Here is a 13,509-nt window from a genome sequence, read left to right on the forward strand (position 1 = left end):
CGTGCGCGTCCCGCGTGTTCGGTCCCGGCCCCGCACCGTATCCGGCCGCACTGTCAGTGCCCGAATCCGCCGGTGGGGAGGGGTGATGGGAGCCCTAGACGCCGCCGAGAGCGGCTTCCTCGCGGTCGAGGTCGAGTTGGAGTCGGCGCCGGGTGGTGTCGCTGATGCGGTGGCCGTCGTAGAGGCGGAGCAATTCTTCGCGTTGGACGATGATGGCCTCCTGGCGGAGCTGGCGGTAGGCCTCGTCCGCAGTGTTTCCGTGGCCGTTACCGTCGCCGCCCCCGTCCGTACGCTCCAGGCGGTCGGCGAAGGCGCGCCGGGCGCGCTCCACCGCCGTGCCCGGCACGGCCTCCAGCTCGGCGAGCACATCGACGTGGGCCAGGGCGGCACGGCTCAGCGCCTCCCGCGCGACGGCCTCCTCTCGGGCGGTGTGCTCGGGCTCCAGCGCCAGACCGGAGCGGCCCACCACCCCGGCGAGGGTCAGCCCCTGCACGACGAGGGTGAGGACGACGACGGCCGTGGTGAGCACCAGGACCAGCGGCCGCCCGTCCAGCGGCGTCCCGTCGTCCGCGGTCAGCGGGATCGACAGCGCGGCGGCGAGCGGCATCACCCCGCGCGTCCCGGCCCACGTCACGACCCCGGCGGCCCGCCACGACAACCGCCCCGCCGCCCCGGCCGGCCGCACCCCCCGCGTCAGCGGCAGCGCCCACAGCACCCGTACGGCCAGCAGCACCGCGGCCAGCCCCAGTGCCTGCACCGGCCACCACTGACTGCCCGCGGGAAGATCCTCCACCAGCGCGGGCAGCTCCAGCCCGATGACGCCGAAGACGACACTCTCCAGCAGGAACACCACCACCGCGTAGACCGCGTGCACCTGGAGCCGTATGTGCGCGTCGCTCAGCTTCTGCCCCGTGCGCCCCAGCAGCACCCCCGCGACGACGACCGCGGTCACCCCCGAGGTGTGCGCCGACTCGCCCAGCACATAAGCCGCGTACGGGGTGACCAGCGCGATCACCGTGTCCAGCACCGGATCGGTGGTACGCCGCCGGATCAGCCACACCACCCCGGCGACCGCCCCGCCGACCGCGGCCCCGCCACCGCCCAGCAGCAGGAACTCCCCACCCGCGGCAGGCACGCTCACCGCGCCGCCCACCGCCACCGCCAGGCCCACCGCGACCTTGAACAGCACCAGCGAGGTCGCGTCGTTGAACAGGCTCTCCGCCTGCACCAGCACCTGCACCCGGCCCGGCAGCGCGAGCCGCCGCCCCAGCGCCGTCACCGCCACCGGATCGGTACTGGCCAGCACCGCCCCCAGCACGAACGCCATCTCCGGGGGCAGCCCCGTCACCGCCACGGCCACGAACCCGATCGCCGCCGCCGACGCGAAGACCAGCCCCAGCGCGAGCACCGTCACCGGCCGCCACACCATCCGCAGATCCCGCAGCGACAACTCCTCCGCGGACGCGTACAGCAGCGGTGGCAGCACCACCAGCGCGATGGCCTCCGGCGGCAGATCGAGCGCCGGCACCCCCGGCACGAGCGCCACCCCGACCCCGGCCAGCACCAGCACGGACGGCGCGGGCAACTGCCACCGGCGCGCGAACGTCGCCACCACAGTGCCCAGAACGACCAGCAGAAGAACGACCCCTACAGCGTGCACCTTGCGTACGACCCCATCACGGCGGAGGGCCGACCGCCGCACTTGCGCGACCGCCGCACCCTCGCCGACCAGGCTTCCCGGCACACCGGGGCTCATTTTATCGGAATCTTTACGCCCCCCGACGGGCGGAGCGTCCGCGCCACCGCGCGGGGCCCTCGTTTTTCCGCCGCCGCGCCGGGCTCCCGTTTTTAGGGGCGCGGGGAACTGCGCTCCCCCAGAGCTTCGCCTGGGAGGTGCCCCCAGCCCACCACCGGCCGGTGGTCCGGCACGGACCGAACTGCCCCATCGGGTCGGTGACGACCCGCGCCACGTGGGTGGCTGAGCGCGCAGTTCCCCGCGCCCCTGAAAAACGAGGGCCGCCCTACGCGAGGGCGGGCTGTTCCGGCGCGGCCGGGGAGGGTGCGGGGCGGCGCGACCAGTGGGTCGCGATCACCGCACACACCGCGAGCTGCATCTGATGGAAAAGCATCAGCGGCAGAATCGCCAGCCCGGCCCGCGGGCCGAAAAGCGCCGCGGCCATGGGCAAGCCCGTGGCCAAACTCTTCTTCGAGCCGCAGAAGACGATCGCGATGCGATCCTCCTCCGGGAAGCCGAGGCGCCGCGCGGCGAGCGACGTCGCGCCGAGGGCGACCGCGAGCATCACCGCCTCCAGGAGGAGGAGCGCGGCCAGGCGCGGCAGGGTCACCTGGTGCCAGATGCCCTCGGACACGCCTTTGCTGAAGGCCGTGTAGACGACCAGCAGGATGGACACGCGGTCGAGGCGTCCGAGGACGCGTTTGTGGCGGGTGACGAAGCCGCTCGTCCAGCGGCGCAGCAGCTGCCCCGCGAGGAAGGGTGCGACGAGCTGGAGGCCGAGCGCGGCGAGGCCGTCCGCGGAGAAGCGGACGGTGGAGCCGATGAGCCAGGCCGCGAGCAGCGGGGTGAGCAGCATGCCGAGCAGGCTGCTGTACGTGCCCGCGCAGATCGCCGCGGCGACGTTGCCGCGGGCGGTGGACGTGAAGGCGATCGACGACTGCACGGTGGACGGCACCACGCACAGGAAGAGCAGCCCCGTCGCGAGCTGCGGGCTGAGCAGCGCGGGGGTGGCGGCCGCGCCGACCGCGAGGCCGAGCAGCGGGAAGAGCACGAACGTCGCCGCGACGACGACGGAGTGCAGCCGCCAGCCGCGCAGCCCCTCGACCGCCTCGCGGGCGGAGAGCCTGCTGCCGTAGAGGAAGAAGAGCAGCCCGATCGCGAGGTCCGCCGCGTCCCCGGCGGCGACGGCCGCGCCGCCCTCGGCGGGCAGCACCGCGGCGAGGGCGACCGTACCGGCGAGGGCGGCCATGTACGGATCGGCCACCCGCCGCAGCACGCCGACCCGCCGCCCGCCGGAGGCGCCGGGGCCCCCCGACGTGCCGGAGCCGGAACCCGCCGCCCCCTGCGCGGAGGAGCCGCCACCCCCGAACGTGGCGGAGCCGCCGCCCCCGGGCGTACCGGACGCCGCGGCCCCCGCCCCCCGGTGGGAGGAGCCCCGGCCGCCGGGCGCGCGGGAGGCCGGGGCCCGCCCTGTCGGGCGGGAGTCCGGGCTGTGCGGACCCGCGTGCGGTGAGCCGGAGCCGGGGTCGGGGCTCGGCTTCGGCGGCCGGGGCGGTACGGGCACCTCAGTCGTCTCCTTCCGGTTCCTCCGGTGCGGACGCGGGCTGCGGGCCCGTGCCGTCGGAGGGTTCGTGGGTGACGTCGATGTCGCCGCCGTCCCCGTCGTGGTCGCTGCCGGCCGTGCCCTTGCTGTGCAGCATCGTGTTGAGGGTCCGGTCGACCTCCAGCCAGGAGTCGGCGTTGGAGTTGTCGATGACCAGGAGCCCGTTGTTGTCGCCGTGCGTCTGCTCGGGCTGCTCGGGCTCGTCGTCGTCACGGCAGCAAGGGGGTGCGGCGGGCGCGGGGTTCGTCCCGCCCGCCGCCGTACCCGTCGTCGTACCGCCGCCCTCGGCGGCGAACGCCGGGGTCCATCCGGCGCCCGCCGCCAGCAGGCCCGCCGCCAGCAGGGAGGCGACGCCCGCCCGGCGTGCGGCCGTTCGGCCGGGACCGGCGTGCCTGCCGCTCATCGCGCGCGCCCCGCTCAGACGCCGACGGGCGCGCCGACCGGCGTGCGGTCGTGCGGGACGCCCGAAGTGCCGTGGTGGCGGCTGATGTTGCGCTCCAGCAGCTGGGTGGAGCCGGCGACACCGACCGCGCCCGCGCCGCGTACCTCGGGCAGCCGCCCGTCCGCCTCCTTCAGGCCGGTGAGCGCGTTCTCGATCGCGGTGTGCGCGGCGAACAGGCACGGTGTGCTGTAGATCGCGACGTCCACGCCGAGGTCGGTGAGTTCGGTCAGCGACAGCCGCGGGGACTTGCCGCCGCCGATCTGGTTGAAGAGCAGCGGCTTGTCGCCGATCACCTCGCGGATGCGGTGGATCCACTCGACGCTGCGCACCCCGTCGACGAGCACGACGTCCGCGTCCGTCTCGGCGAGCGCGGCGGCCCGGCGCAGGATGTCGGACTCCTCGGTGGCATCGGTACGGGCGACGACCAGCAGGTCGGTCCGGCTGGCGAGGACCAGCTCCAGCTTCTCCAGGTACTCCTCCAGCGGCAGCGTGAGCTTGCCGTCGGCGTGCCCGCAGCGGCGCGGCCGCTTCTGGTCCTCCAGGATGACGCCGGACGCGCCCGCCCGCTCCAGTCGCTGCACGACGTGGCAGGCGACCTCCGGGTCCACGTAGCCGTCGTCGATGTCCACGAGCAGGTGGTGCGTGGGGAACGCGAGCCGCAGCCGTTCGGCGAAGGCGACCATGTCCGGCCAGGCGATGAAGCCGATGTCGGGGAGGCCGTAGTAGGAGGCGGCGAATCCGAATCCGGAGACGAAGAAACCGTTGTAGTGCTGGGCTGCGATAGAGGCGGAATACATGTCGTAGACCCCGATGAGCGGGGTGGTCCCGGCGGAGGCGATCTCGTTCCGCAGGACGGTTCCGTACTGCACGCGTTCTCCCTGGCTGGCTGTGGTGGTGGCAGGCATCGGGCATGCGGGGACGTGCCGCGCGCACGCACGAGGGCATGCGCAGGGCATGGACGCACGGCATATGCACATGCCGAAAACTTTGCCCAGCTTTGCCGAACTTTGGGACCCGTGCCAAGCTCTGATGGGTTTTGCGGCTCTATCGGGCTATTTCTCGGTGTACCGGGTGGACCGATTCCGATGATCACAACGCCGTGAGGGCGTGCAGCAGCCCGTACGACGCGCCGACGATCGCGGTCAGCCGGTCGTGCCGGGTCGCGAAGCCCGCGACCGCCGTGCGGGTCGCCGGGTGGAAGCCCAGGAAGCACTGCTGGCCGAAGGTCGCGCCCGCGTGGAAGAGCAGCGGGCCGCCGGGCGCCGGGTGCTGGTACCAGGTCAGCGTGTGCACCTCGCCGCGGTGCCGGGGCGTGCGGCGGCGCAGTTGCGGCACCTGCACGTCGCGCAGCGCCCCCGCCCGCGGGTCGAGCAGGGCCTCGGCGTACGTGAGCAGGTCCGCGGGGGTGGCGAGCAGGCCGCCCGCGGGGGCGAAGGCCGCCATGTCGACGGCGGGCACGGGGGTGCGGCCGTTCCCCAGGTACCCGGTGGCCGGGGCCGCCGCGGTGGCCGCGTCCGGGCCGACCCCCGCGCCGGTCAGGCCGAGCGGGCGCAGCACGCGGCGGGCCAGCAACTCGGGGTAGGGGGCGCCGCCCGCGCGCTCCAGGACCGGGCCGAGCAGGGCGATGCCGAGGTTGGAGTAGTGCCAGCGGGTGCCGGGCGCGTGCCGCGGGCGGGTGGCGGCGAGGGCGGCGAGCAGGCGCTCGCGGGTGTACCCGGCGTAGCCGTTGGTCTGCGGGTGCAGGACCGCGGGGGCCAGCAGGTCGCGCGGCACGCGGGGCAGGCCCGAGGTGTGGGTGGCCAGGTGGCGCAGGGTGATGCGGTCGGCGGCGGCGCGGTACGGGCCCGCGCCGCTGTCCGGGAGGTGGGCGGTGAGCGGGTCGTCGAGGGTGAGGGCGCCCGCGCGGGCGAGGTCGGCCAGCAGCAGCACCGTGAACGTCTTGGTGAGCGAGCCGAGCCCGTACGCGAGCTGCTCGCGCCCGCCGCCGCCCGTATCCGTACCGCCCGTCGTGTAGGTGCGGCGGCCCGCGCGGCTGACGGCGAGGACGACGTCGGGAGCGCGGACGCGTGCCACGGCGGCCTGCGCCAGCGGGACTTCGGGGGCCGTGGCGGAGGCGGTGGTGGGCGGCGGGAGGGTCGCCGTCACGCCGCCACGTCCGCGGACAGCGCGCGCGAGGTGGCCATCGCGGACGCGAACGCCGCGACCAGCGTGGGGTGGTGGACCTCGTCGAAGACGGTGGCCGGGTCGCCCTCGGGCAGCGCGCCGCGCACCGGCATGGCGCCGTCGGGGCCCTGCACGGCGGCGTACCGCTCCCACAGCGAGGGGTCCAGCGCGGGGCGCGGCAGGCACGCGTCGACCACCAGCAACTCGCCGACCAGGTCCCAGTGTTCGAGTTCGGCCCAGTCCTCCAGCCACGCGGGCAGGTAGCGCGCGAGGTAGTCGGCGACGGCGGGCGGGATGCCGTCCGGGTCCGCGCCCCAGTCGGTGAGATGGAAGACGGTGTGCGTGATGTGGTAGGCGATGTGCAGCTGTACGGTCCACGGTTCGGGCGTGCGGCCGAGCCAGGTCGCCGCGAGGGCCTGCTCCCGGTCGCCGCTGGGCATCAGCCCGATCTTGCGCTCGGCGTTGAGCACCCCGAGCCGCCGGTTCGGCATCATCTCCAGGGCCTGCCAGCTCACCGTCGTGCGGGCGAGGTTGATGGCCGCCTCCAGGCCGGGGTGGCGGTGGCCCAGCTCGTGCAGGCTCGCGTAGATCTCCAGCGGGACGGGCGACATCGGCTCCTGGCGCTGGAGTTCGGCCAGCAGGTTGCCGCCGTCGAGCAGGTCGCGCCACGCGAAGTCCAGCAGCCGTGTGGAGGCCTCGTGCTGCCGCGAGCCCGCGACGCCCTCGCGCGCGAGCACCCGCATGTTGACCGCCAATTCGCCGACCGGCTTGAGCCGTTCGACGATCCCGCGGCCCGTGGCGCGGTCGTCGTCGGTGAGCCGGAAGTGCTCGCGGTTGGCGTCCAGCCAGGCCAGCGCCCGGTCGCCGACGGCGTGCAGCAGCGCGGGAGATGCGGCGCTCGCGGTCACGGTGTGGCCTCGCTTTCCATGGATGCTCGGGCGAGCGTGGCCGCGAAGACGGCCACGAGGGTGGAGTGGTAGCAGGCGAGGAAGGTCTCGTGCTCCGTCGCGCCCGGCGGCGGCGGGTCGCCGCTCTCCGGCACGGCGCCGTCGGGGGTGCGGGCGGCGGCGAAGCGGGCCCACATCTGCGGGTCCGGCGGGCACCCCGGCAGGCACGCGGCCACCGCCAGGAACTCGCCCGTCAGGTCCCACAGCCGCTCCTCGGACCAGACCTGCGTCCAGGCGGGCAGCCACAGCCGCAGGTACGCCGCGAGGTCCGCGGGCAGCCGCTCGGGCGCCCGGCCCCAGTCGGTGGTGTGGAAGACGTCGTGCGTGATCCCGTACGCGCCCGTGCGGTCCAGCGCCCACGGCTCCGGGCGCAGCCCCAGGCCGGTACGGGCGAGGACGTCGGCGAAGTCGGCGTGCGGCGGCAGGCCGATACGGGACTCCGCGTTGAGCACGCCGAGCGTGCGGGTGTGGTCGTCGCGGGCGACCCGCCACCGGCGCAGCCCCGTCGTCGCGCCGATCAGCTCCTCGGCCCCCGGATGCCGCAGGCCCGCGCCCGCGAAGACCCCGTACAGCTCCACCGGATACGTCGCCGCGGGCTCGCCGTGCACCAGCTCGGCGAACAGCTCGCCGCCGCGCGCCTCCTTCCACGCGAAGGCGAACAGCTCGGCGGCCGCGTCCCGGACGGCGGACAGCGGATGCAGGGCGACGACGACCCGCATCAGCTCGGCCAGCTCCCCGAGCGGCTTGAGGGTGAGGTTGGGATCGGCGTCGGTCGTGACGTCGGCGGGCAGCCGGAAGCACGGGCGCATGGCGTCGAGCCGGCGCAGCGCCCCGACGGCGACGTCGTCGAGGAGGTGGCCGAGCCCGTCGGCCCCCTCCGCCGGGCTCACCGGGGGCCGCCGCCGGGGAAGCGGCGGGCGGCCGTGGTGTGCAGGGCCACCCGGGGGTCGCCACCGCTCATCCGGTGGACGTACACCAGGCCCGCGTCGAGCCCGAGCGAGCCGGGGACGTCCGGGGCGCGCACCAGCCAGCGCCCGATCCCGGAGGCCTGGAGCCAGTCGCGCCGCCGCACCGCCCGCACGAAGCCGCGCGCGAGGTCGTCCGTCCGCGCGGCCAGGCCCGACGCGAGCGCGGGCGCCAGGCTCGGCAGCGAGAGGGCGGCGAGCTGGGCGGCGCGGTGCGCGAGCTTGGGCCACGGGTCGGTGCGCACCCACACGTCGTCCCCGCCGCCCGCCGCGTCGGTCAGCACGTCCGCGGCCGCGGGCAGATAGGCGCGGGACGCCTCGGCGAGCCCGCGGTAGCTCCACCACGACACGTCGGAGGCGTCGGCCCCCGGCGGGTAGGCGGCCAGCGCCTCCCGTACGAGCCGTGCGTCGGGCGCGTCCCCGCCGCCCCGCGCGGGGTCCGGCCCCAGCGCGTAGGGCGCGAGCACATCCGCGCCCAGTACCCGGATCGCGGCGAGCGCCACCCGGTCGTCCTGTGCGAGAAGGGCCGACAGCGCGTAGGAGCCGCCCTCGCCGTCAAGGGCGAGGGCGACTCCGTTGGCGACATCGGCCACCGCAGCGCTCAGGGGAGAGTTCTCCTGCGCCTGCTCGGCCAATGGTCTCCCCTTGCCGTCAGCGGTCGTCCGTCTTCACGGGCCGGGGGGTCGGGGGCGACACGAGCAGCAGTCCTGCGAGGAGCAGGCCGCCGAAGCACTCGCGGCTGTCGCGGTAGATGCCTTCCGGTTCTGCGGAATCCAGCAGTCCTTCGACCTCAGCGGCGAGCGCCGCCGTCTCGACCGGGGCTGTCAGCTCCGTAGCCATGGGACCATCTCCTTCTTTCCGGTTGGATCTCCAGGCTGACATCGCTGGCATATGCCCGCAAATCGGACAGCGGGGCCCAGTGCTCGCACGGGATTCGCCCTGCTGTCCCAGCGGCCCGGAGCCCGGTCCGGGCCGGTCCGATGTGGTCCGAGCCCTTCCGAGCCGGTCCGGTCAGGTCCGGACGACGGAGAAGCACATGATCCCGGACGGGGTCGGGATCAGCGGGGTGCCCGCGTCGGGGTGGTCGGACAGCAGGCGGTCCACGCGGTCGGCCTCGGGCAGGCGCCACTGGACGCGGTAGGACTCGGCGGCCTGCCGCCAGGCGGCGCGGGCGGCGGCGGCGCGGCCCAGATGCGCCTGGGCGTAACCGAGTTGTTCGAGGACGTCGGCCTCGAAGTAGACGTTGCGGCGGGTGCGGTGGATGCGCACCGCGTGCTCGTAGTGCGCCAGGGCGGAGGCCGGGTCGCCGGTGCGCTGGGCGATGAAGCCGAGGTTGACGGAGGCCTCGGCCTCCGCGTCGGTCTGCTCGTGCGCGCGCGCCAGGACGTACGCGGCCTGCGCGTGGGCGTGCGCCTCGCGGTAGGCGCCGACGTGGGTGGCGGCGCGGGCGGCCGCGTTCAGGGACAGCCCGATCCAGACCGGGTCGCCGAGCGTACGGAAGAGGGCGAGCGCCTGCGTGGCGTCGGCCAGCGACTGGCGGCCCTCGCCCGCGTAGTGGTCGGCGGCGGCCAGGTGGAAGTGCGCCTCGGCCAGGCAGAACACGTCTCCGGCCGCCTCCGCCAGCGCCCTGGCCCGCCGCAGGTGCGGCAGGCCCTCCGTGTGCCGGCCCGCCCGCACACTGGCGCCGCCGTAGCCGCAGCGCACCATGTACGCCGCCTCGGGCTGCCCGGCCAGGTGCGGCAGCGCCGCCAGCGCGTCCCGCCACGACACCAGGTCGTCCCGCATCCTGCCGCGCCGGATGCGGTACGTCATCAGGGCCCACGCCGTCTTCCAGACCACCTCGTGACGGCCGCGCGCGACGGCGTCCTCACGCAGCACCGCGAGGTTGACGTACTCGGTGTCGAGCCAGGCCAGCGCCTCCGTGAGCCCCGTGAAACGCATCGGCCCGGCCCCCTCGACCGGCTCGGGCAGCGCGATGGCCGCCCGCTGCGGGTAGAGCCGGCGCTCGGCCCGGAAGAGGGAGTGCAGGTAGAAGTCGTCGAGCCGGGCACACGCCGCCTCCACCTGCGCGCGCGGCTGCGCCCGGCCCCGCTCGGCCGCGTACAGCCGCACCAGGGCGTGCGTGCGGTAGCGGCCCGGGACCGGCTGCGCCACCAGGTGCGCGTCGTCCAGCTCGCGCAGCAGCGCCGCGGTCCGCTGCGGCGGCTGACCCGTCAGACCGGCCGCCGCCTCCGTGCTGACCTCCGCGTACGGCACCGACCCCAGCAGCGCGAACAGCGCCGCCGCCGGTTCGGACAGCGCCCGGTACGACGACTCCAGCGCCGCCCGCAGGCCCACGAGCGAGCCCTCGACCTCCAGCGCGTCCAACCGGGCGCTCTCGTCGCGCAGTTCGGCGGCCAGGTCGGCGAGCGGGAAGCCGTCCCGGGCGCCCCAGCGCGCCGCCGCGATCGTCAGCGCGAGCGGCAGGCCGCCGCAGCGGTCGAGGATCTCCTCGGCCGCCGCGGGCTCCGCGGCCACCCGCTCCAGCCCCAGGCGCCGGCTGAGCAGCTCGCGCGCGTCGTCGGCGGGCAGCGCGTCGAGCCGGATGCGGCGCGCGTCGTGCGTGGTGGCCAGCCCGTCCAGCCGCCGCCGGCTCGTGACCAGCACGGGGGCCGAGCCGCTGCCCGGCAGCAGCGGCACCACCTGCCGGGTGTCGGCCGCGTCGTCCAGCACCACCAGCATCCGCCGCCCGGCGACCATGCTGCGGTAGAGCGCCGCCTGCGCGTCGAGCGCGGGCGGGATCGCCTCCTGCGGCATCCCCAGCGCCTGGAGGAAGCCCTGCAGGGCGGTGGCCGGATCGACGGGCGGGCCGCCGGAGTCGAATCCGCGCAGGTTGACGTAGAGCTGGCCGTCGGGGAAGGCGGCCGCGTGCCGCCGGGCCCACTCCAGGACGAGGCTCGTCTTGCCCATCCCGCCACCGCCGCAGACGGTGGTGACGACGGCGCACTGGCCCTGTGGGGCCGCGTCTTCGGTGTCGCGCGTCAGCAACTGGGCGGAGATCCGCCGCAGTTCCTCGTCCCGGCCGGTGAAGTGCCGGGTGCCGGCCGGAAGCTGGCGGGGCGTGGGCACGTCGGGCGGCGGGCTCTTGACCCGCGGCACCGGCACCGGGGACGGCACCGGGCGGGCGGCCCCGCGCCGCGTACCCGACACCACGTTGCGCCACTGCTCGCGCCACGCGGCCTGATCCCCGCCGCACGCCTCGACATAGGCGAGGGCGACGTCCAGGGTCGGCAGGGCGCTGCCGCCGGCGGCGCGGGCGAGGGTGGACGCGGAGTAGTGTGCCGCGCGGGCCATCGTCCGGTAGGACGGCGCTCCGGCGGACTGCCGCAAGGCACGTAACTGCGCGGCGAATTCGGCCACCGGCCCGGTCCCGGGATCGACGGCTCGTTCGGGGCGTCCCACCAGCCTCCCCCAGACCGCTAGCCCGTCTTTGTCTCGTCTCCCGCGACAATTCTGCCTGACAACTCATGGGACGGACACGCTGGGACGAGAACCCGCCACCCAGGTGTCGCCGACACGACCGGTCCGCGACGCGCGAAACCGCGGGGTGACGACGGGGCTACGTACCGTAGGGAGTTGCGATGTCGGGGAACCCGCCGGGAAGCCGGACCCAGGACCAGAAGGTGTCGGACATCAGCAAGGCGCGCGAGGACCGGGAGGCGCGCGAGGTCCGGCCGGAGGCGGAGGCGGCGCGGGCCCCGCAGTCCTTACCGTCCCCCGAAGCGCACCGGGCGGCGGGGAACCGGCCCGTGCCCGGCGGCCGGAAGATGCCGCCGCCCCGGCTCGTGCGGATCGTCGAACGGCTCCGCGAGAGCGTCTTCCGGCTGCACCAGAAGATGATGCCGCCCCCCGTCACCATGCTGGAGATGATCACCGCGGGGATGGTGAGCCAGGCCCTCCAGGTCGCCGCCACCCTCGGCATCGCCGACGCGCTCGCCGACGGCCCGCACACCCCGAAGGAGATCGCCCGGACGGTCGGCGCCGACCCGGACGGCGTCCACCGGCTGCTGCGGGCGCTGGCGAGCTACGGCGTCTTCCGCGCCGACCGCTCCGGCCGCTACGCGCTGACCCCGCTCGCGAGCACGCTGCGCTCGGACGCGCAGATGTCGCTGCGCTCGATCGCGATGTTCACCAACGTGCCCGAGCAGCGCGAGCACTGGTCCTACCTGCTGGACGCCGTACGCACCGGCGAACCCGTCATGGAGAAGGTCCGCGGTGTCGACGTCTGGACGTTCTTCGAGAAGAACGAGGAACTGGCCGACGTCTTCAACGACGCCATGAGCGACTTCTCGCACTTCACCCTCGCGCCCGTCACCGCCGCCTACGACTTCACCCCCTTCACCTCCGTCGTGGACGTCGGCGGCGGCCAGGGCGCGATGCTCGCCGCGATCCTGGCGCGGGCCCCGCACACCACCGGCACCGTCTTCGACCTGTCCTCGGCGGTCGCGGGCGCGGAGGACACCCTGCGCGAGGCGGGCCTCACCGGCCGCGGCTCCGTCGAGGCCGGCTCCTTCCTGGAGCACGTGCCGGAGGGCGGCGACTGCTACCTGCTCAAGAACGTCCTCCACAACTGGCCCGACGAGGAGGTGGCGCTGATCCTGCGCAACGTGCGCCGCGCCATCGCCCCCGGCGGCCGCCTCCTGGTCATCGAACTCATCATCCCCGAGGGCAACGGCGCCCACCCCGGCAAGCTCTCCGACCTCGACATGCTCCTCCTGGTCGGCGGCCGCGAACGCACCGAGGCCGAATTCCGCACCCTCCTGACCACCGCCGGCTTCCACCTGGCCCGCACGGTCCCGACGGCGTCCCCGCTGTCGATCCTGGAGGCGACACCGGCCTGACCCCCGCCGGGCCGCACGGCCGCGCACGCGGCCTCCGAGGCCGCCCCGACCGACACCCACGGGGGGTGTCGGCCGGCGGCGGAAAGCACGACGGGCCGCCCGCCCCGGGGAGTTGGGGGGCGGACGGCCCGACGTGCGGGAGGGTCTCAGGCGCCGATGCGCGGCAGGCTCGCGAACGGGCCCGGCAGAGCGGTGTTGGTCTGCTGGGCGCGCATGAGCGCGAGCACCGCGCCGGCCGCGGCCAGGATCAGGCTGATCCAGAAGCCGAAGGCGTGGCTGACGACGTCGCCGAAGTCGTCGTGCGCGAAGATCGCGATGATGTAGAGCACGAGGCTGACCACGAAGCCCACGAAGGTGAGCATCCGCGGAGGGGCCGGCAGCGACACGGTCGGCGAGAAGAGGGAGATCGCGAGCACGCCCGCGGAGACCACGCCTATCGCCATCGCGAACCACGCGATGAAGAAGCCGTGACCGAAGGTCCACGCGTTCCAGCTGTGGCTCGCGTGCTGTCCCATGAAGCTGATGGAATAGTGCTCGTAGCTGAAGAACGAGAAGATGAAGAGAAGGGCCCCGACACCGAGAATCGCCCAGTCGAGGCGATTGACGGAGTTGGGGTCGAACGAGCCCCCGGGCCGGCCACCCGCGTTCGGCGGCGGAGCCGGCGGGCCAGGGGGCGGCGGCACCTCGTACGTCATGGCGTGTTGTCTCCCTGCGCGTTTGAACTATTTGTCAGTCGGCGGCTGAGACTAGCGCCTGACGTGCCGCACGTCAGCT

The 13,509-nt window shown here is 74.7% G+C and carries 12 protein-coding genes; 1 reads left to right on the top strand and 11 read right to left on the bottom strand.

From position 1 onward, the window contains the following. Nucleotides 1–94 precede the first annotated feature (94 nt). The 10 genes from ACH4PY_RS01145 to ACH4PY_RS01190 all read right to left on the bottom strand — a co-directional run bounded on the left by ACH4PY_RS01145 (nucleotide 95) and on the right by ACH4PY_RS01190 (nucleotide 11,254). A complete protein-coding gene (locus tag ACH4PY_RS01145) occupies nucleotides 95–1,660 on the bottom strand; it encodes a Na+/H+ antiporter (RefSeq protein ID WP_398174340.1) in 1,566 nt (521 codons plus the stop codon). A gap of 361 nt (nucleotides 1,661–2,021) precedes the next feature. Further along, nucleotides 2,022–2,984, bottom strand: a complete 963-nt coding sequence (locus tag ACH4PY_RS01150; RefSeq protein ID WP_398176008.1) for a bile acid:sodium symporter family protein — start codon at nucleotides 2,982–2,984, stop codon at nucleotides 2,022–2,024. A 316-nt stretch (nucleotides 2,985–3,300) separates the two neighbouring features. Continuing rightward, complete coding sequence (locus tag ACH4PY_RS01155; protein WP_398174343.1) at nucleotides 3,301–3,741, bottom strand: hypothetical protein; 441 nt, start codon at nucleotides 3,739–3,741, stop codon at nucleotides 3,301–3,303. Between the two features lie 14 nt (nucleotides 3,742–3,755). Continuing rightward, entirely contained in the window at nucleotides 3,756–4,649 is an 894-nt protein-coding gene (locus ACH4PY_RS01160; protein ID WP_398174346.1) for an oxaloacetate decarboxylase, read from the bottom strand. Nucleotides 4,650–4,869: 220 nt separating this feature from the next. Further along, on the bottom strand, nucleotides 4,870–5,925 hold the full coding sequence (locus ACH4PY_RS01165) for a serine hydrolase domain-containing protein (protein ID WP_398174349.1): 1,056 nt from the start codon (nucleotides 5,923–5,925) through the stop codon (nucleotides 4,870–4,872). Beyond that, the gene (locus ACH4PY_RS01170) at nucleotides 5,922–6,851 is read right to left on the bottom strand and encodes a DUF6895 family protein (RefSeq protein ID WP_398174352.1); all 930 of its coding nucleotides are present in this window, start codon (nucleotides 6,849–6,851) and stop codon (nucleotides 5,922–5,924) included. The genes ACH4PY_RS01165 and ACH4PY_RS01170 overlap by 4 nt, the downstream gene beginning before the upstream one ends. After that, nucleotides 6,848–7,780 (bottom strand): DUF6895 family protein, encoded by a 933-nt coding sequence (locus ACH4PY_RS01175; protein ID WP_398174356.1) that lies wholly within the window; start codon nucleotides 7,778–7,780, stop codon nucleotides 6,848–6,850. Before ACH4PY_RS01175 ends, ACH4PY_RS01170 begins: the two co-directional genes overlap by 4 nt. Continuing rightward, the gene (locus tag ACH4PY_RS01180; protein WP_398174359.1) at nucleotides 7,777–8,490 is read right to left on the bottom strand and encodes a hypothetical protein; all 714 of its coding nucleotides are present in this window, start codon (nucleotides 8,488–8,490) and stop codon (nucleotides 7,777–7,779) included. The genes ACH4PY_RS01175 and ACH4PY_RS01180 overlap by 4 nt, the downstream gene beginning before the upstream one ends. A 16-nt stretch (nucleotides 8,491–8,506) precedes the next feature. Beyond that, entirely contained in the window at nucleotides 8,507–8,695 is a 189-nt protein-coding gene (locus ACH4PY_RS01185) for a hypothetical protein (RefSeq protein WP_398174362.1), read from the bottom strand. A gap of 171 nt (nucleotides 8,696–8,866) precedes the next feature. Continuing rightward, complete coding sequence (locus tag ACH4PY_RS01190; RefSeq protein WP_398174365.1) at nucleotides 8,867–11,254, bottom strand: ATP-binding protein; 2,388 nt, start codon at nucleotides 11,252–11,254, stop codon at nucleotides 8,867–8,869. 221 nt (nucleotides 11,255–11,475) lie between these two features. On the opposite strand from ACH4PY_RS01190, the gene ACH4PY_RS01195 reads away from it, so the two are divergent. Continuing rightward, nucleotides 11,476–12,735, top strand: a complete 1,260-nt coding sequence (locus tag ACH4PY_RS01195) for a methyltransferase (RefSeq protein WP_398174368.1) — start codon at nucleotides 11,476–11,478, stop codon at nucleotides 12,733–12,735. Nucleotides 12,736–12,881: 146 nt separating this feature from the next. Here the strand turns inward: ACH4PY_RS01195 and ACH4PY_RS01200 are convergent, their stop codons facing one another. Then, nucleotides 12,882–13,430 (bottom strand): hypothetical protein, encoded by a 549-nt coding sequence (locus tag ACH4PY_RS01200; RefSeq protein WP_398174372.1) that lies wholly within the window; start codon nucleotides 13,428–13,430, stop codon nucleotides 12,882–12,884. Between the last annotated feature and the right edge of the window lie 79 nt (nucleotides 13,431–13,509).

Source organism: Streptomyces sp. NPDC021224 (assembly GCF_044332905.1).
GTDB lineage: Bacteria > Actinomycetota > Actinomycetes > Streptomycetales > Streptomycetaceae > Actinacidiphila.

Bases quoted from the DNA above. Each gene is read 5' to 3' on its own strand.
- ACH4PY_RS01185 (WP_398174362.1), bottom strand. From the start codon at position 8,695: ATGGCTACGGAGCTGACAGCCCCGGTCGAGACGGCGGCGCTCGCCGCT.
- ACH4PY_RS01195 (WP_398174368.1), top strand. From the start codon at position 11,476: ATGTCGGGGAACCCGCCGGGAAGCCGGACCCAGGACCAGAAGGTGTCG.
- ACH4PY_RS01150 (WP_398176008.1), bottom strand. From the start codon at position 2,984: ATGGCCGCCCTCGCCGGTACGGTCGCCCTCGCCGCGGTGCTGCCCGCC.
- ACH4PY_RS01155 (WP_398174343.1), bottom strand. From the start codon at position 3,741: ATGAGCGGCAGGCACGCCGGTCCCGGCCGAACGGCCGCACGCCGGGCG.
- ACH4PY_RS01200 (WP_398174372.1), bottom strand. From the start codon at position 13,430: ATGACGTACGAGGTGCCGCCGCCCCCTGGCCCGCCGGCTCCGCCGCCG.